17 protein-coding genes are annotated in these 17042 nt (G+C 56.7%); 10 read left to right on the forward strand and 7 right to left on the reverse strand.

The features are described from left to right. Positions 1-55: 55 nt before the first annotated feature. Genes gpsA through ABVR31_RS18835 form a run of 4 tightly spaced genes read right to left on the reverse strand, consistent with a single transcriptional unit; the run spans position 56 to position 2285 of the window. Positions 56-1075 (reverse strand): NAD(P)H-dependent glycerol-3-phosphate dehydrogenase, encoded by a 1020-nt coding sequence (gene gpsA / locus ABVR31_RS18820; RefSeq protein ID WP_372773814.1) that lies wholly within the window; start codon positions 1073-1075, stop codon positions 56-58. Continuing rightward, positions 1075-1539 carry a protein-export chaperone SecB gene (secB, locus tag ABVR31_RS18825; RefSeq protein WP_021507054.1) on the reverse strand — a complete coding sequence of 155 codons (465 nt, stop codon included), beginning with the start codon at positions 1537-1539 and terminating at the stop codon, positions 1075-1077. Before secB ends, gpsA begins: the two co-directional genes overlap by 1 nt. 40 nt (positions 1540-1579) lie before the next feature. After that, positions 1580-1834: a glutaredoxin 3 gene (gene grxC / locus ABVR31_RS18830; RefSeq protein ID WP_010616518.1), complete on the reverse strand. Its 255-nt coding sequence runs from the start codon at positions 1832-1834 to the stop codon at positions 1580-1582. 19 nt (positions 1835-1853) lie between these two features. After that, the gene (locus ABVR31_RS18835; RefSeq protein ID WP_058759412.1) at positions 1854-2285 is read right to left on the reverse strand and encodes a rhodanese-like domain-containing protein; all 432 of its coding nucleotides are present in this window, start codon (positions 2283-2285) and stop codon (positions 1854-1856) included. Between the two features lie 249 nt (positions 2286-2534). On the opposite strand from ABVR31_RS18835, the gene envC reads away from it, so the two are divergent. The 4 genes from envC (at position 2535) to ABVR31_RS18855 (ending at position 6946) form a co-directional block, all read left to right on the forward strand. Next, positions 2535-3836, forward strand: a complete 1302-nt coding sequence (gene envC, locus ABVR31_RS18840) for a murein hydrolase activator EnvC (protein WP_372773817.1) — start codon at positions 2535-2537, stop codon at positions 3834-3836. 3 nt (positions 3837-3839) lie between these two features. Further along, on the forward strand, positions 3840-4745 hold the full coding sequence (locus ABVR31_RS18845; RefSeq protein WP_372774091.1) for a divergent polysaccharide deacetylase family protein: 906 nt from the start codon (positions 3840-3842) through the stop codon (positions 4743-4745). 67 nt (positions 4746-4812) lie between these two features. Further along, complete coding sequence (locus ABVR31_RS18850) at positions 4813-6042, forward strand: glycosyltransferase (protein ID WP_372773819.1); 1230 nt, start codon at positions 4813-4815, stop codon at positions 6040-6042. After that, complete coding sequence (locus tag ABVR31_RS18855; protein ID WP_021507059.1) at positions 6035-6946, forward strand: hypothetical protein; 912 nt, start codon at positions 6035-6037, stop codon at positions 6944-6946. Before ABVR31_RS18850 ends, ABVR31_RS18855 begins: the two co-directional genes overlap by 8 nt. 30 nt (positions 6947-6976) lie before the next feature. On the opposite strand, the gene tdh is transcribed toward ABVR31_RS18855, so the two are convergent. Then, positions 6977-8005, reverse strand: a complete 1029-nt coding sequence (tdh, locus tag ABVR31_RS18860) for an L-threonine 3-dehydrogenase (RefSeq protein WP_372773821.1) — start codon at positions 8003-8005, stop codon at positions 6977-6979. Next, the gene (locus ABVR31_RS18865) at positions 8002-9213 is read right to left on the reverse strand and encodes a glycine C-acetyltransferase (protein ID WP_058771026.1); all 1212 of its coding nucleotides are present in this window, start codon (positions 9211-9213) and stop codon (positions 8002-8004) included. Before ABVR31_RS18865 ends, tdh begins: the two co-directional genes overlap by 4 nt. Before the next feature lie 231 nt (positions 9214-9444). On the opposite strand from ABVR31_RS18865, the gene rfaD reads away from it, so the two are divergent. From rfaD to rfaC, 3 genes are read left to right on the forward strand one after another with little or no spacing between them, the layout of a single operon-like run. Then, positions 9445-10377 (forward strand): ADP-glyceromanno-heptose 6-epimerase, encoded by a 933-nt coding sequence (gene rfaD / locus ABVR31_RS18870; protein ID WP_021507062.1) that lies wholly within the window; start codon positions 9445-9447, stop codon positions 10375-10377. 17 nt (positions 10378-10394) lie between these two features. Further along, positions 10395-11438 carry an ADP-heptose--LPS heptosyltransferase RfaF gene (gene rfaF, locus ABVR31_RS18875; RefSeq protein WP_058759419.1) on the forward strand — a complete coding sequence of 348 codons (1044 nt, stop codon included), beginning with the start codon at positions 10395-10397 and terminating at the stop codon, positions 11436-11438. A 2-nt stretch (positions 11439-11440) separates the two neighbouring features. Continuing rightward, positions 11441-12409 carry a lipopolysaccharide heptosyltransferase RfaC gene (rfaC, locus tag ABVR31_RS18880; RefSeq protein WP_288421227.1) on the forward strand — a complete coding sequence of 323 codons (969 nt, stop codon included), beginning with the start codon at positions 11441-11443 and terminating at the stop codon, positions 12407-12409. 14 nt (positions 12410-12423) lie between these two features. On the opposite strand, the gene ABVR31_RS18885 is transcribed toward rfaC, so the two are convergent. Beyond that, a complete protein-coding gene (locus ABVR31_RS18885) occupies positions 12424-13389 on the reverse strand; it encodes a polysaccharide deacetylase family protein (protein WP_372773825.1) in 966 nt (321 codons plus the stop codon). A 314-nt stretch (positions 13390-13703) separates the two neighbouring features. Here ABVR31_RS18885 and ABVR31_RS18890 point away from each other — a divergent pair, with 314 nt between their 5' ends. Genes ABVR31_RS18890 through ABVR31_RS18900 form a run of 3 tightly spaced genes read left to right on the forward strand, consistent with a single transcriptional unit; the run spans position 13704 to position 16975 of the window. Further along, entirely contained in the window at positions 13704-14828 is a 1125-nt protein-coding gene (locus tag ABVR31_RS18890) for a glycosyltransferase (protein ID WP_021507066.1), read from the forward strand. A 43-nt stretch (positions 14829-14871) separates the two neighbouring features. Continuing rightward, the gene (locus ABVR31_RS18895) at positions 14872-15993 is read left to right on the forward strand and encodes a glycosyltransferase family 9 protein (RefSeq protein ID WP_141497152.1); all 1122 of its coding nucleotides are present in this window, start codon (positions 14872-14874) and stop codon (positions 15991-15993) included. Continuing rightward, positions 15974-16975 carry a glycosyltransferase gene (locus tag ABVR31_RS18900; RefSeq protein WP_372773827.1) on the forward strand — a complete coding sequence of 334 codons (1002 nt, stop codon included), beginning with the start codon at positions 15974-15976 and terminating at the stop codon, positions 16973-16975. Before ABVR31_RS18895 ends, ABVR31_RS18900 begins: the two co-directional genes overlap by 20 nt. Positions 16976-17042: the final 67 nt, after the last annotated feature.

The raw sequence follows: 17042 nt of genomic DNA on the forward strand, positions 1-17042 counted from the left end.
CGATAAAAAAGCGCCCGATTAGGCGCTACAGGTGATAATGCTTAAGCGTCCTGCTTTAGCTTTGGCTGTTCTCGTCCTTCCTTGTACGACCAAGCAGGCTCAATGCTGCCTCTCGCGCCGATTTTTCGCAATATAATACCTGATAAATTTGCTCGGTTATTGGCATTTCCACGCCCATACGCGCAGCTAACGCTTTGACTTCTTTAGTGTTTCTGTAGCCTTCTACAACTTGTCCGATAATGCGTTGCGCCTCATCCACGCTTTCGCCCTGCCCCAGCATCATGCCGAAACGGCGGTTGCGCGACTGATTATCGGTACAGGTCAGCACCAGATCGCCAAGACCCGCCATGCCCATAAAGGTCGTTGGATCGGCACCCAGCGCAGCACCGAGACGGCTCATCTCCGCCAGACCGCGGGTGATGAGTGCCGTACGCGCGTTGGCGCCAAAGCCAATGCCGTCGGAGATCCCGGCACCAATCGCAATGACGTTTTTCACTGCGCCGCCCAGCTGCACGCCGATGAAGTCCGGATTGTTGTAAACGCGGAAGCTTTTGCCGCAGTGCAGCTTTTGCTGCAGATCGTCGGCAAACTGCGCGTCAGTGGCCGCCAGCGCAATCGCCGTCGGCAAACCGGCCGCCAGCTCTTTGGCAAAGGTCGGGCCGGAAATCACCGCCAGCGGAATGCTGTCGCCGAGGATTTCGCGCGCCACATCCTGCAGCAGCCGTCCGGTCTCTTTTTCCAGTCCTTTGGTCGCCCAGACAATGCGTGAGTCGGCACGCAGCAGCGGTTTGAGCTGCATCAGCACGTCGCCGAACACATGGCTTGGCACCACCACCAGCAGATCGCGGCTGGCGCTGACGACGCGGGCCAGATCGGCTTCAGGAACGAGATTATCGGGGAAAGGAACATCGGGCAGGAAAGCGGTATTGCATCGGTCAGCCTGCAGCTGCGCCACGTTTTGCGGATTGTGGCCCCACAGCAGCACCGGATGGCCATTACGGGCCAGCGTAATGGCCAGTGCGGTGCCGTACGAGCCGGCACCGATGACGCTAATCGAAGCGTTGAGTGTAGTCATCAGGCATCCTGACGTGGCGCTTCGCCTTCACCCTGCTGCTGCAGATAATTCATGAACAGCGCATCAAAGTTGACCGGCGCCAGATTGAGCTGAGGGAAGGTACCGCGTGACACCAGGCTGGTGACACATTCACGCGCATACGGGAACAGAATGTTCGGGCAGTAAGCGCCGAGGCAATGTGCCATCTGCGTGCCTTCGATACCGCTGATGGTGAAGATACCGGCCTGCTGTACTTCGCACAGGAACGCGGTGTCTTCGCCCACGGTGGCGGTGACAGTAACGCGCAGCACGACTTCATACACTTCATCCGCCAGCTGAGAAGAGGCGGTGTCCAGATCCAGCTTCACTTCCGGTTCCCACTCTTTCTGGAAAACCTGAGGAGCGTTTGGCGCTTCAAATGAAACGTCTTTGGTGTAAACGCGTTGAATCTGGAACTGCATTTCGTTGCTGCTATGCTCTGACATGTTACTGAATCCTTTAAGTGAAAATTGTCGGTCGAAAATATTATGCGCGGAGTAAGGGATCGAGTCCCTGACGCCCGTCCAGCGCGTAGAGATCGTCACAGCCGCCAATGTGCTGCGCGTCAATAAAGATCTGTGGCACCGTGGTGCGGCCGCTGCGTTTGATCATCTCTTCGCGCTTTACCGCGTCCCCATCAATGGGAATCTCCTGGTATGACACGCCTTTTTGATCCAGCAACGCCTTCGCCCGGTGGCAGTAAGGACAGGTCACTTTGGTGTAAATCTCAACATTAGCCATGCGGTGATACCTCAGGAAGTTATTTACCGCGAACCAGCGGCAGGTTTTCGCCACTCCAGCCGCTCACACCATCTTTCAGCACGGTCACTTTGTCAAAACCCGCTGCGCTAAGGGTGGCTGCCGGTTCTGCGGCGCTCTGGCCGGTGGCACATACCACAATTATGGGCTGCGACTTGTGCTTTTCCAGCTCGCCGAAGCTGCCTTTTTTGATATCGGCTGCGGCGATGTTAATAGCCCCTGAAATGTGTCCTTTGCGATAGTCGTCGCGTGAACGAACGTCTACCACCACCGCGTCCTCTTTGTTGATCAGGTGGGTTGCTTCACCACGGCTGATGGTTTTTACCTTAGAGAACATGCCTTTAACGGTGGTTACAATCACCAGAATAAGTAAAGCGACCCATGCCAGACTAAGGATGGGGTGATTGCTTGCAAACTGCATAATTTCTTGCATGAGGGGTAACGACTCCAGACCGGGGCTAATAAGCTAAAACAAGGGTTCTGAGTATACCTGCGCCACTTCGCATGTACAGTCGCGAAGCGGGCAGAGTTACGATTTGTGCGTCATTTTCCAAAAAAAGTGTTCTAATCGCAAAATTGAGACAATCTTTATCCCGGTAAGCTGTGGCCGACATCTTTCGTAAAGCAAAACCCGGCCGGGATAACTGGTAAGCGGCTGTTCATCGTGGAATAATTATCGACTATGAAGGGAAAAGCGACCGTTACACACACAAGGACCCGTTACAACGACCCGGCATCTCCGTTGTCATTTCGCTGGTCCGATATCTCCCTCAGCCTGCTTTGTGCGGGTGCGTTGCTGTTGCCCGTCGCCGCGCATAGCGCCGATGACAGCAAAACGCAGCTAAAGTCCATTCAGCAGGACATCGCTGAAAAAGAGAAAAGCGTAAAAGCGCAGAAGCTGCAGCGCAGTAAGCTGCTCGATCAGCTGCAGAGTCAGGAAAAAGTGATTGCCCAGGCCAGTCGCCAGTTGCGTGAAACCCGCAATAGCCTGAGCGCGCTGAACGGCGAAATCGCCCAAACCACCGCCGCCATTGCCCGGCTGGAAAAGCAGCAGGCGCAGCAGGAAAAACTGCTGGCGCAGCAGCTGGATGCCGCGTTTCGTCAGGGCCAGCACAACGGCGTGCAACTTCTGCTCGGCGGTGAAGAAGCACAGCGCAGCGAACGCATTCTGGCCTATTTTGGCTACCTCAATGCCGCACGGCAGAAAAACATCGATGAGCTTAAGCAGACTCAGCAGGAGCTGGCGCAGCAGCGTCAGGCGCTGCAGGGCAAGCAGGAGCAGCAAAAGTCGCTGTTAGCGCAGCAGCAGACGCAACAGAACAAGCTGGAAACCGCCAGCGCCGCGCGTAAGAAAACACTGTCCGCACTGGAGAGCGCGCTGGAGAAAGACCAGGCCGATCTGGTCGAGATGCGCCAGAACGAAAGCCGCCTGCAGGACAAAATCGCCAAAGCCGAACGTGAGGCGCGCGAACGGGCGCAACGCGAAGCGCGTGAGGCGGAAAAAGTGCGCCAGCGTCAGGCTCAGGCAAAAGCCAAAGGCTCCAGCTATTCCCCTACACAAAGCGAGCGCGAGCTGATGGCGCGCACCGGCGGCCTTGGCCGGCCGGGCGGACAGGCCATCTGGCCAGTGCGCGGTCGCATTGAACATCGCTTTGGTGAAGCAATGCAGGGCGAACTGCGCTGGAAAGGTCTGGTGATTGATGCCCCGGAAGGCACTGAAGTCAAAGCCGTTGCTGATGGTCGCGTGCTGATGGCCGACTGGCTGCAAGGCTACGGCCTGGTTGTGGTCGTCGAACACGGTAAAGGCGATATGAGCCTTTATGGCTACAATCAGAGCGCGTTGGTGAGCGTCGGTGCGCAGGTGAAGGCAGGACAGCCTATCGCCCTCGTGGGCACCAGCGGCGGCCGCGGCACGCCCTCGCTCTACTTTGAAATTCGTCGTCAGGGACAGGCCGTCAATCCACTGCCGTGGTTAGGAAGATAAGTGTTGTTTCAGTCCCAAAAGCTTAGCGCCGCCCTGTGCGGGCTGTTTTTCACCTTTGCCGCCCATGCGGGAAAACTGGCTATCGTCATTGACGACTTCGGCTACCGCCCGACTGAAGAGAATAAAGTGCTGCAGATGCCTGCCGCGATTTCTGTGGCGGTGCTGCCCAATGCGCCTCATGCGCGTGATATGGCAACCAAAGCGCATCAGGGCGGTCATGAGGTGCTGATTCACCTGCCGATGGCACCGCTGAGCAAGCAGCCGCTGGAGAAGGATACGTTAACGCCGGAGATGAGCAGCGAAGAGATCGCGCGCATCGTGCGTGACGCCAGCAACAAAGTGCCGTATGCGGTTGGCCTGAATAACCACATGGGCAGCAAAATGACCTCCAGCCTGCCCGGCATGCAGAAAGTGATGCAGGTGCTCAATCACTACAATTACTACTTCCTCGATAGCATGACCATTGGCAACAGCCAGTCGGTTCCGGCCGCGCAGGGCACGCAGGTTAAGGTGCTGAAGCGGCGCGTATTCCTCGACGACAGCCAGAATGAAGCGGCGATTCGCACCCAGTTCACCCGCGCAGTGAAGCTGGCACAGCGTGATGGCTACGCTATCGCCATTGGCCATCCGCATCCCACCACGGTACGGGTGTTGCAGCAGATGTTGCCGACGCTACCGGGCGATATCACTCTCGTCCGCCCCAGCCAGTTGCTCAACGAACCGCTGCGCCAGGGCGCTACGCCGCCGGCCAGCACGCCGGTGCAACCGCGTACCCCGGTATTCCGCGCGCCTGGCGTGTGTAAGCCGGGCCAGCCGCTGCCTGCCGTACCGCAGAGTCGTGCGGTGGAGGTGGTGACAGAGAGCATTACCGGCAGTCCACTCGTGCAGTCGCTTAAACAGCTATTCTGATTATCAGGCGCAGCGTGCTGCGCCTTATTTAACGCCACACCTTTTCCGCGCAAGGATATCGGAACAGATGACGTCAACCAGAAAGAAAATTCTGCTGCTGGATACCGGGCGCGAATGGGGCGGCGGCACCAACAGCATGCTGGAATTACTCAAACGCATCGATCGCCAGCGTTTCGCTATCACCTGCTGTTTTTATCAGAATTACGCGCGTGGCAATCAGGAGACCATTGCCTCGATATTAGACGCGATCGGCATTCCGGTGATATTTATTGCGCAGCGCCGCCAGCCGCTCTGGGCAAAAACCACCAAAGAGTTATTGCGCACCCTGCTGTTTTTTAACCGCGCGGTGAAAAAAAGCGCCATCGACCGCATCGATCGCCAGTGGCGCATGCAGCCTAACGCCCGCCAAATCGCGACGATTTTACGCGACGGTGGCTATGATGCGCTGTACATGAATAATCAGCCCAGCACCAACGTTGAAGGCTATCTCGCCGCTGAACAGACTCACGTGGCGTTAATTCAGCACTGCCGCATTGACCCGTTACTCAATAATGCGCTGGTAAAGATGATTAATCGGCATTGTGATGCGGTGATTGCTGTGTCACAGGGCGTACACCGCACCTTAAGCGAAAGCGGTGTTGATGCGCAGCGCTGCTTTACCGTATCCAACGCTATCGATATTCATCAGCCGCTGCCGGAGCGTGAGGCGGTGCGTCAGCGCTTTGATTATCCCGCAGATACCTTTATTTTCGGCTCCATCGGTTCCCTGATTGCGCGTAAATCTAACCATCATATTTTGCAGGCGCTGGGTGCATTCAGCCGCGCGCATCCTGCCGCTAAATGGAAAATGGTGATCGTCGGTGCCGGCCCGGAGCAGCAGCACTTACAGCAGCTGGCACAAAAAGAAGGGATTGCCGCGCAGGTTATTTTTACCGGCTTTCAAAATAACGCACTGGATTATCTGGCGGCATTCGATACGTTTATTCTCGCCTCAGCCAGTGAAGGGCTGCCGCGCGTGGTGCTGGAAGCGATGCTGGTGAATACGGCGGTGATAGGTTCGAATGTCGTCGGTACGTCGGAATTAATTCAACACGGCGAGACCGGTTTACTGTTTGACTATGGCAATACGCAACAGCTTAGCCAGCATCTTAGCGCGCTGTGGCAGGATACTGCACTGCGCCAGCGTTTAATCGCCGCCGCCGCCGCCCGGGTGCGCGAGCGCTACAGCATTGAACATTACGTGTCGGGCGTGGAAAACATTCTGGAAAACGTCATGGAGAGAAAAAAGCATGTTTGATTTTTTAAATAAACACCGTCGCTATATTCTCTCGCGCCACAACATTCCCGCCACGCAGGCGGATGCGCAGGGCACCATTGCCGTCAGTTCCGTGGTCATTCCCTGTACCGGCGCTGATTACATTGAAGAAGCGGTGCTCAGCGCTTATTTTGCCAGCCGCTGCGCCGACACCATCAGCGAAATTGTCATCGTCAGCGATCAGCCTTCCAGCGCTTTTCCGCCGCTGCCGGCACGTGTGCGCGTGGTGACGCTGGAAGTGCCGTTTCGAGAAGAAAACTACCGTTATAAACAGATCTACCGCAGCCGCCTGATAAAACTTCAGGCCCCCTTGCAGGCGACCGGTGAAGGTATATTGATGATCGATTCCGATCTCAATTTATTGAAAACGCCGGATATTGCGATGCGTGAGCATCATCTGTATAGCAGCTTCCGTCAGGGCAAGATGATCGCCAAACTGGCCGGCGCACCGGAAGAACATATTCCGGCCTATTACCACCACACCGTTCGCCCTTATTTGCAGGATCACGTGAATGGCGCCTATCTGGCGGCCTCCCGTCGCACATGGCAGCGTATTTGTCCGCTGTGGCTGACGTTATTTAATGATACCTGGGAATTGATGAACGACGACCAGCCGCCAACCGATCAGCTACCGCTCGCGGCCCTGCTCGACCTGCTGGATGTCCGCACGGTCAATCTGGGCGAATGGGCTAACTGGCCGGTGTCGAAACGCATTGGTGGTCAGTCGGCCGTGATTCCACCGCAGGTGATTGGCGCGCATGGCGGCTTTCCCTTAAGTGAATGGCAAAAATATTTGCAGGATCCGCACCAGCCGCTGAGCTTCAAAGGCCAGGACTACACGCGTAAGGTGCGTTATCTGACTGATGCGGAAAAACAGCAATCCTGAGCGTCACCGGCCCGCAGGCCGGTGTGTCGTTTAATCCCAGCTCAGCACCACTTTGCCTGAACGCCCGGAACGCATCTCGTCGAAGCCCTGCTGGAAGTCGTCGATGTGATAGCGATGCGTGATGATCGGCGTCAGATCGAGGCCGGACTGAATCAGCGCGGCCATTTTGTACCAGGTTTCAAACATCTCACGGCCGTAAATACCTTTGATAAACAGCCCTTTGAAGATGACCTGGTTCCAGTCTATCGACATCTCTCCCGGCGGAATGCCCAGCAGCGCAATGCGTCCGCCGTGATTCATGGTCTCCAGCAGGGTACGAAACGCCGGCGGCGCGCCGGACATCTCCAGTCCGACATCAAAGCCTTCGGTCATCCCCAGTTCCGTCATCACCTCGCGCAGATTCTGCTGCGCCACGTTGACCGCACGCGTCACGCCCATTTCACGCGCCAGCCCGAGGCGGTACTCATTGATGTCAGTGATCACCACGTTTCGTGCGCCGACGTGCTTACACACCGCTGCCGCCATAATGCCAATCGGTCCGGCACCGGAGATCAGCACGTCTTCACCTACCAAATCAAACGAGAGCGCGGTATGCACCGCGTTACCGAACGGATCGAAAATCGCCGCCAGCTCGTCGGAAATATTGTCGGGAATTTTGAAGGCGTTAAACGCCGGGATCACCAGATATTCGGCGAAGCAGCCCTGACGATTGACCCCGACACCCACGGTATTACGGCATAAATGGGTACGGCCGGCGCGACAGTTGCGGCAGTGGCCACAGGTGATGTGACCTTCACCCGATACGCGATCGCCAATGGCGAAACCCTTCACTTCCTGACCGATACCGACCACTTCGCCCACGTATTCGTGGCCGGTGATCATCGGCACCGGAATGGTTTTGCGCGACCAGTCGTCCCAGTTATAGATATGCACATCGGTGCCACAGATGGCGGTTTTGCGGATTTTAATCAGCAGATCGTTATGACCGGGCTCCGGCACCGGCGCGTCGAGCACCATCCAGATCCCCTCTTCCGCTTTCAGTTTAGCCAGTGCTTTCATCCGTTGGCTCCTGCAGTAATAACCCCTAACTGTTGTCCGATGCGCGTGAAGGCCGCCACTGCGTGCTCCAGCTGCGCCTGAGTGTGGCCGGCAGAAATCTGCGTGCGAATGCGCGCCTGGCCCTGCGGCACCACCGGATAGAAGAAGCCGGTAACGTAGATGCCTTCCTGCTGAAGCAGGCTGGCAAACTGCTGCGCCACTTTGGCATCGCCCAGCATCACCGGAATGATGGCGTGATCGGCACCGGCCAGCGTAAAGCCCGCGGCGGTCATTTTTTCCCGGAAGAAGCGGGCGTTTTCCCACAGCCGCTGCCGCAGCCCATCGCCTTCGTTCAGCAGATCCAGCACGCGCAGCGACGCGGCCACAATCGCCGGTGCCAGCGAGTTGGAGAACAGATAGGGGCGCGAGCGCTGACGCAGCCATTCAACCACCTCGCGTTTTGCCGCCACGTAACCGCCGGACGCGCCACCCAGCGCTTTACCCAGCGTACCGGTCAGAATATCCACGCGATCCATCACGCCGCAGTATTCATGCGTGCCGCGTCCGCTTGCGCCGACAAAGCCCACCGCGTGCGAGTCATCCACCATCACCAGCGCATTAAACTCATCGGCCAGGTCGCAAATGCCCTGCAGGTTAGCGATCACGCCATCCATGGAGAACACGCCGTCGGTGGCAATCAGCAGGTGCCGCGCGCCCTTGTCGCGGGCCTCCTGCAGGCGCGCGCGCAGCTCAGCCATATCATTGTTGGCGTAACGATAGCGCTGAGCTTTGCACAGGCGGATGCCGTCGATGATCGACGCATGGTTGAGCGCATCCGAGATAATCGCATCTTCCGCGCCCAGCAAGGTCTCAAACAGCCCGCCGTTGGCGTCGAAGCATGAGGAGAACAGGATAGCCTCTTCCATGCCGAGGAACTCCGCCAGCCGGCGCTCCAGCAGCTGATGGCTGTCCTGCGTGCCGCAGATAAAACGCACCGACGCCATGCCAAAACCATGCGTATCCATACCGTCTTTGGCGGCCTGAATCAGCGCCGGATGGTTCGCAAGGCCGAGATAGTTATTGGCGCAGAAGTTGATCACCGGCGGGCTATTGGCGACGTTGATTTCCGCCTGCTGCGCCGAGGTCAGGGTGCGCTCCTGTTTGAACAATCCGTCCTGCCGCGTTGTCTCAAGCTGTTGCCGGATTTGTGAATAGAACTGATCGGACATGATTCTGCTCCTCAGATAGCAAAATTTTGGCACATATTACTGATCGAAAAGCGAATGGACGACAATTCAGCCAGGGAAATCTCCGTTTTGCAGCATAGTTCACGCGGCGCGCAGGATTTGTGCAGCGCGATCGGCGTCATCTGGCTGTCCGCATCGGGCTGAAATGTTATGATGTTAGGTATTCGTGCGTGAAACCTCCTGTTTCACCCCAACTGTTTAAAGGCAAAGCATATGATTATCGTAACCGGCGGCGCGGGCATGATTGGCAGCAACATTGTGAAAGCGCTCAACGATCGCGGTCATACCGATATCCTGGTGGTGGATAATCTGAAAGATGGCACCAAATTCGTGAATCTCGCGGATCTGGACATCGCGGATTACATGGATAAAGAGGAGTTCCTCACCTACATCATGTCGGGTGAAGATCTGGGTCCGATTGAAGCGGTGTTCCATGAAGGTGCCTGTTCAGCCACCACCGAGTGGGACGGTAAGTACATGATGGATAACAACTATCAGTACTCAAAAGATCTGCTGCACTTCTGCCTCGAACGTGAAATCCCGTTCCTGTATGCCTCATCGGCCGCCACCTATGGCGGGCGTAACGAGAACTTCATTGAAGAGCGCCAGTACGAGCAGCCGCTCAACGTGTACGGCTACTCAAAAATGCTGTTCGACCACTATGTCCGCCAGATTCTGCCGGAAGCAGATTCGCCAGTGTGCGGCTTCCGCTATTTCAACGTGTACGGGCCGCGTGAAGGCCATAAAGGCAGCATGGCGAGCGTCGCGTTCCACCTCAATACGCAAATCAGCAACGGTGAAAATCCTAAGCTGTTCGAGGGCAGCGACAGCTTCCGTCGTGACTTCATCCACGTTGATGATGTAGTGGCAGTCAATCTGTGGTGCTGGGAAAACGGCGTTTCCGGCATCTATAACTGTGGTACCGGCCGCGCCGAATCTTTCCAGGAAGTGGCGGATGCGGTGCTGAAGTTCCACCAGCAAGGCCAGATCGAATACATCCCGTTCCCGGACAAACTGAAAGGGCGCTACCAGGCCTTTACGCAGGCGGATCTCAGCAAACTGCGCGCCGCGGGCTATGACAAACCGTTTAAAACCGTTGCGCAGGGCGTGGGCGAATACATGGCCTGGCTGAACCGTCACGCATAAGGAAACCGGCACCGGCGATGAAAATTCTGGTTATTGGCCCCTCCTGGGTCGGCGATATGATGATGTCGCAAAGTCTCTATCGCACGCTGAAACAGGCGCACCCTGAGGCGGTAATTGATGTGATGGCGCCGGCCTGGTGCCGGCCGCTGCTGTCACGCATGCCGGAAGTGAATCAGGCGCTGGCGATGCCGCTTGGCCACGGTGCGCTGGCGCTGGGTGAGCGCCGTCGCCTGGGCAAAGCGCTGCGGGCCAGCGGTTACGATCGCGCCTATGTGCTGCCAAACTCGTTTAAATCGGCGCTGGTGCCGTTTTTTGCCGGCATCAAACGCCGCATCGGCTGGCGCGGTGAAATGCGCTATGGCGTGCTGAATGACGTGCGTGTGCTGGACAAAGCCGCGTTTCCCTTAATGGTGGAGCGCTATGTGGCGCTGGGCTATGACCAGCCGGTTGCGGCGGCAGCACAGTTGCCGCAGCCGCTGCTGTGGCCGCAGCTGCGCGTCGACGACGATGAAAAACGCATGACCGCAGCGCAGTTTGCGCTGTCGGCCGATCGCCCGGCTATCGGCTTCTGCCCCGGTGCCGAGTTTGGTCCCGCGAAGCGCTGGCCGCACTATCACTACGCCGCGCTGGCGGCACAGCTGATTGCTGAAGGCTATCAGGTACTGCTGTTCGGCTCGGCTAAAGATCGGGAAACCGGCGAGGCGATCCTGCAGGCGCTGCCGGACACGGCACGCGCGCACTGCCGCAATCTGGCGGGCGAAACGCAGCTGGAGCAGGCGGTGATTCTGATCGCCCACTGTGCTGCGGTTGTCAGCAATGATTCCGGACTGATGCACATTGCCGCCGCGCTCAACCGGCCGCTGGTGGCGCTGTATGGCCCGAGCAGCCCGGATTTCACGCCGCCGCTATCCCATCAGGCGCGCATCATTCGCCTGATTACCGGCTACCACAAAGTGCGCAAAGGCGATGCCGCAGAGGGCTATCACCAGAGCCTGATTGATATTCAACCGGCACGCGTGCATCAGGAACTCAATGAGTTACTGCATCCGGTGCAGGAGTAACCATGCACGTTTTGATTGTTAAAACCTCGTCGATGGGTGATGTGCTGCACACGTTGCCGGCACTGACCGACGCGATGCAGGCGATTCCCGGCATTCGCTTCGACTGGGTGGTGGAAGAGAATTTTGCGCAAATTCCTGGCTGGCATCCGGCCGTTGACAAAGTCCTGCCGGTGGCGATTCGTCGCTGGCGCAAACACTGGTTTGGCAGCCAGCAGCGCGAGGAGCGCGTGCAATTCAAACGCGAGCTGCAGTCACGTCAGTACGACGTGGTGATTGATGCCCAGGGGCTGATTAAAAGCGCCGCGCTGGTGACGCGCCTCGCCAAAGGCATTAAACATGGCCAGGACAGCCGCAGCGCACGCGAACCGTTCGCCAGCTGGTGGTATGACAAGCGTCATGAGATTGGCAAGCAGCAGCACGCCGTGGAACGCACGCGCGAACTGTTCGCGAAAAGTCTGGGCTATGAAAAACCGGCCACGCAGGGCGACTATGCCATTGCCGGTCATTTTCTCGCGGCGCAACCGCAGGATAGCCAACCGTACCTGGTGTTTCTGCACGCCACAACGCGCGACAACAAACACTGGCCGGAAGATCACTGGCGCCAGCTCATCGCGCGGGTTCAGCCCACTGGCCTGCGCGTCAGGCTGCCGTGGGGCGCCGAACACGAGCACCAGCGCGCGCAGCGGCTGGCAGCAGGGTTTGATCACGCAGAGGTGTTGCCGAAGCTAACGCTGGAGCAGGTGGCGCAGCAGCTGGCGGGCGCCCGTGCGGTGGTCTCGGTGGATACCGGTTTGAGCCATCTGACCGCCGCGCTGGATCGCCCCAACATCACCCTGTTCGGCCCGACTGACCCGGGTCTGATTGGTGGCTACGGCAGGAATCAGCATGCGTTACGGCCCGCTCAGGGCAGCAGCATGGCAGACATTCAGCCTGACGACGTGATGGCCATGCTGGCTGAGATCGCGCTATAACGCGATTGGGCGGCTTAGCGCTGCTGTTGCTTCAGCCGGGCAAACTCCGTGAGCGTCATCCCCTGCGTCCGGGTCGCCAGCCAGCTGAACAGGCCTTCCAGATCGTCATACAGGCGTTCAATATCAGCCTCCGTTTTAAACGTGGGGCTGCCATCTGGCATAAACTCGGATGAATGCAGCATGAACTCCACATAGTCGTTGCCCTGTGCGAGCGTCTGTTCAGCCACCTGTTTCATCTGGGCCAGATTCCCCCCCACCGGACGCAGCCAGTTCACTGAAGGTCCACGCTGCCTGCCGCGGATGCCATTCCACACTTGTTTGAGCTGATTAGTGAACGTGCCATAGCGATACTGAATGCTCATTGGCAGTTCCAGCAGCGGGCTGCCGCCAGGCCTGGAAATATCCTGTTCATCGAGGAAATAAGCGCGATCGGGGAAATGGCTGTAATCCGTTCCGCCCTGTCCCTGCGGTGCACCCTGCGCATTACGCCAGCTCACACGCGGCGTAACCGAGCAGTCAACCAGATAGCCCTGATCGATCAAGGCGCGGGCGTACACTTCATTAAATGCCCAGCGGCCGGCGCGGTGGCTGGTCATTTTACGCTGAAAAGCGTTCTCCAGCAGATCGGTCATATAGGCGACTTTATCGCGCAGGACGTTTTCCGGATATTCGATCAGATAAGGTTGATAACGCCACTCATCGTCGGTCAGCGCATATTCAGGTGGACTGTACCAGGCATGTAAATGCATACCGATTTCGCCCTGACCGCGCGCCAGCAGATCGCGCCCGAACTCGACATAAGCCGGGTCACTGGCCATCTCATAGTTGGTTAGCCAGGTCGGTTTAAAACCGTATTTCTCACACAGCGCCTGGAAGCGCGGTAAAAACCGGACGTTATGGGTAGTGACCTTGCCGCTGCGATTGCGCCACAGGTTATCCCCTTCGGTATCAAGGGTAATTAAAAAGGCAGGTTTTTCCATAACTTATCCGGTGAATTACAGTGTTATAATCGCTATGGTACGCAACGCTCCTGACGGGCGCAAACTTTTCCCATGCGGGTTCAGGGGGAAGTCGATAGCGGTATAAGATTAGTTAAACTAGAATAATTTAAACTCTTCACTGGCCTGAATTTTAGCAATTAACCGAGCGCACGTTCGTGTAAAATTACCTGGCCATAAAAATAATTAATTGAATTTTCTTATATTAAGTCCTGATAGCACCGGGAATGATAGCAGCTAAGTCTTTACAGCAGACTGGCATGTAGGGGTAAAAAATTTTGTCGAAACGCATTTTAATGGTGATTGATGGCCTGCCGGGCGGCGGTGCCGAAAAAGTCGTACTGACTCTGGCGGGGGGCTTCCTCAGTCAGGGACACCAGGTTTCGATCTTCTCATTGCGGAAGGTATGTGATTACCCTATTCCGGCTGGCGTGGATTACCAGGTGATTCTTGATCGCTGTAACCACCCGTGGCGCAAGCTGACAGAAACATGGCGCCGCGCGCGCCTGCTGGATCGTGCGGTGCGCGACAGTGAAGCGCGGCACGGCAAATTTGATCTGATCCTCTCTCATCTGCATAAAACTGACCGCATTGTCAGGCAAACGCCTGCGCTCGATGGAGACAGAACCTGGTTTTGTCTGCACGGCGTGTTTTCTGCTTCGTATCTGGCACGTAAAACCGGCTTCTCGCTGTGGCTGAAGCGTCTGAAAATCCGTCACGTTTATCAGGATCGCCAAATCGTCGGGGTTTCGCAGTACGTCATCGACGATATGGTGCAAAACATTGGCGTACAGCCCCGCCAGGCCAAAGTGATCGCCAATCCTTTCGATTTTGACAGCCTCGCCCGACTGGCCGCTGAACCCTGCCCGTTAGCCGGCACCGATTTCCTGGTGCATGTGGGACGCTTCCATGAAACCAAACGCCATGACCGCCTGCTTGAAGCCTATGCCCTGAGTGGCATCACCGCGCCGCTGGTTTTGCTGGGACAGGGAAGCGAAAAAATAACGCAAAAATTGCGTGAGCAGGCGCAGAATTCAGGCATTGCGGAGCGCGTGCGCTTCGAAGGTTTTCAGCGCAACCCGTATCCCTGGATACGTCACGCGCGCCTGCTGGTGGTCAGCTCCGACAGTGAAGGTTTTGGTAATGTGCTGGTCGAAGCCCTGAGCTGCGGCACCGCGGTGGTCAGTACGCGCTGTCCGGGCGGTCCTGTTTCGATCCTCACCGGCGAACTGTCACGCGGTCTGGCAGAGATGAATGCAACATCGCTGGCAGAAAAAATGCGAGAAATTTATACAACTCCCCCCAGGTTGCAACATCTGGACTTAAGCATTTATAGTTTGAGCGTTGTTTGCCAGCAATACCTGCAGCTTATTCAGGTGGCGGAGACGTCATTTTCAACCACGCAGCACGTTTCAGGTTAACAGGTCCCCCATGACGGTGTGACCGAATCATGGGGATGACTACTTGACGTACGTACTACTGTTTATTCTTTTTTCGCCGGTCAAATGGGTGATGAAGTTTGTTCATGGCCGTACCGGTAAAAATCTGGTGATACAGACCGCTAAAATTGGCGACTATATTAATATCACGCCGTTATTATCCCACCTGGGAAAAAGCGATGCCCTGCTGAGCTATAGTGTCGCCCCGCTGGCTGAACGTGACGCCACGCTGGAGCACATCTGGTATATCGAAGATCATCGCTCCGGTTTGATGAAAAAAATAAAACTGGTGTGGCAGCTGCTCAATCGCTACGACAATATTTATTTGCTGCATCCCACCAATCTCAATTTATTTATTGCCGCCTGCTGCAATGCCAGCAACAAACAATTTCTTTCCAGCTATCGTCGCAAAGGCTATCAGGGCCTGTTTTATTTAACGGCCAGCGGCGTGGTTCATCACGAGAAAAATACCTTAACGCTGGAAAATTACCTGAAACTGGCCGACCGCTCTTTTACCAAAGAGAGTTATCCCAAACATGCCACCCTGCCACTGTGGCAACCGGAAACGCTGCCAGCGGAAATTACGCAGGCGCCGGGCATCCGCATTGGTATTAGCGTAACGGCAGGAAATCAGGCCAAAACCATTCCGCCGTTAATCTGGTGTCGGCTTTTCGACCACCTGAGCGATCTCCCCTGCACTTTTTTTGCTTTCGGCGCACCGAATGAACAATCACGCGTTCAGGAGTTGTTTAAAGTTGCCGGTCAGCGAAACAATCTGGTGAGTCTGGTGGGTAAAATCCCGCTCGAGGCGCTGCCTGCCGCCATTAACGAGATGGATTTCTATATCGCCTCGGATTCCGGCAATGTGTATATTGCCGACGCGCAACAGGTACCGGTGATTTTAATTTATGGTCCCTGCTGCGTAGAGGAGCAAAGGCCGCTGGGTGACGTGCTCTTAATTGGCCCGAACCACATCGCGCCCTCTTCGTTTGTGTTCGCTGCACAATACAAATTTGCCCATCCGGTTGAACAGCTGTTTGAGCTGGATGAACGCAAGCTAAATGATATCCATGATTTTATCCGCACCCGGCAGCAGCAGCGCCTGGCGCGACGGAACAACGAAGAACATGACAGCGCAGCCCGATAGCTCATCCCCGCTACTCAGTCTCATTATCCCGATGTTTAACGCTGGTGCTGATTTTACTGGCTGTATCAATGCATTGCTGGCGCAAACCCTGACGTCGCTGGAGATCATCATTGTTGACGATGGCTCCACCGACGGTTCCGGCGAGCGCGCCGACGCGCTGGCGCAGCAGTACCAGCATATTCAGGTGATTCATCAGCCGAACGGTGGCGTGTCGCGTGCGCGTAATGCCGGGCTGGCCGTGGCGCGGGGTAAATACGTCAGCTTTCCCGACGCTGACGACACCATGGACCCGGCGATGTACCAGACGCTGGTCGACATGGCGGAGCGCGATCGGCTGGACGCTGCGCAGTGCAACGCCGAGTGGTTTTTCAAGGCCAGCCAGACAATTAAGCCGATGATTCCGCGGGATCGCCTCACCAGCACTGGCGTATTAAGCGGGCCGGAGTGGCTCGACAAGGCGCTGAAAACCCGGCGTTACCTGCACGTCGTGTGGCTCGGTATCTACCGCCGTGAGCTGATCGAACAGCTTAATCTGCAGTTTGAACCCGGTCTGCATCATCAGGACATCCCGTGGACCACCGAGTTCATGCTCAACGTTAAGCGCGTGCGCTACACCGATCGGGTGCTGTATCGCTACTACATGCACGATGCGTCGATCAGCAACCGCAAGCGCACCGGCCAGCACAACGTCGACTATCAGCGTCACTACCTGAAAATCGCGCGCATGCTGGAAGAGATCAACACGCGCTATCGTCACAAGGTGAAGATTTACCCGAGCTTCCACGCGCAGATTACCCGCGAAGCGCTCAGCGTGTGCCACGCTATCCGGCGCGAACCGGACGCCGCAGCGCGCCAGGCAATGATCGCCGATCTGTTTAGCAGTCAGACGCACAAACGCATGCTGCGCAATGCGCGCGGCGCGCGTCAGTGGTATCAGCTGCTGCTGTGGCTGAGCCGCATTTATCGCTGGCGCAATAAATAAGCGCCCGCCGCGGCTTTAACCCCTCCAGGGTTTGCCCTACAATCAGCTCACTGAATTTTGAGATGAT

This window comes from Pantoea sp. WEP (assembly GCF_041678305.1).
Taxonomy (GTDB): Bacteria; Pseudomonadota; Gammaproteobacteria; order Enterobacterales; family Enterobacteriaceae; genus Pantoea; species Pantoea dispersa.

Bases quoted from the DNA above. Each gene is read 5' to 3' on its own strand.
- gpsA (WP_372773814.1), bottom strand. From the start codon at position 1,075: ATGACTACACTCAACGCTTCGATTAGCGTCATCGGTGCCGGCTCGTAC.
- secB (WP_021507054.1), bottom strand. From the start codon at position 1,539: ATGTCAGAGCATAGCAGCAACGAAATGCAGTTCCAGATTCAACGCGTT.
- grxC (WP_010616518.1), bottom strand. From the start codon at position 1,834: ATGGCTAATGTTGAGATTTACACCAAAGTGACCTGTCCTTACTGCCAC.
- ABVR31_RS18835 (WP_058759412.1), bottom strand. From the start codon at position 2,285: ATGCAAGAAATTATGCAGTTTGCAAGCAATCACCCCATCCTTAGTCTG.
- envC (WP_372773817.1), top strand. From the start codon at position 2,535: ATGAAGGGAAAAGCGACCGTTACACACACAAGGACCCGTTACAACGAC.
- ABVR31_RS18850 (WP_372773819.1), top strand. From the start codon at position 4,813: ATGACGTCAACCAGAAAGAAAATTCTGCTGCTGGATACCGGGCGCGAA.
- ABVR31_RS18855 (WP_021507059.1), top strand. From the start codon at position 6,035: ATGTTTGATTTTTTAAATAAACACCGTCGCTATATTCTCTCGCGCCAC.
- tdh (WP_372773821.1), bottom strand. From the start codon at position 8,005: ATGAAAGCACTGGCTAAACTGAAAGCGGAAGAGGGGATCTGGATGGTG.
- ABVR31_RS18865 (WP_058771026.1), bottom strand. From the start codon at position 9,213: ATGTCCGATCAGTTCTATTCACAAATCCGGCAACAGCTTGAGACAACG.
- rfaD (WP_021507062.1), top strand. From the start codon at position 9,445: ATGATTATCGTAACCGGCGGCGCGGGCATGATTGGCAGCAACATTGTG.
- rfaF (WP_058759419.1), top strand. From the start codon at position 10,395: ATGAAAATTCTGGTTATTGGCCCCTCCTGGGTCGGCGATATGATGATG.
- rfaC (WP_288421227.1), top strand. From the start codon at position 11,441: ATGCACGTTTTGATTGTTAAAACCTCGTCGATGGGTGATGTGCTGCAC.
- ABVR31_RS18885 (WP_372773825.1), bottom strand. From the start codon at position 13,389: ATGGAAAAACCTGCCTTTTTAATTACCCTTGATACCGAAGGGGATAAC.
- ABVR31_RS18890 (WP_021507066.1), top strand. From the start codon at position 13,704: ATGGTGATTGATGGCCTGCCGGGCGGCGGTGCCGAAAAAGTCGTACTG.
- ABVR31_RS18900 (WP_372773827.1), top strand. From the start codon at position 15,974: ATGACAGCGCAGCCCGATAGCTCATCCCCGCTACTCAGTCTCATTATC.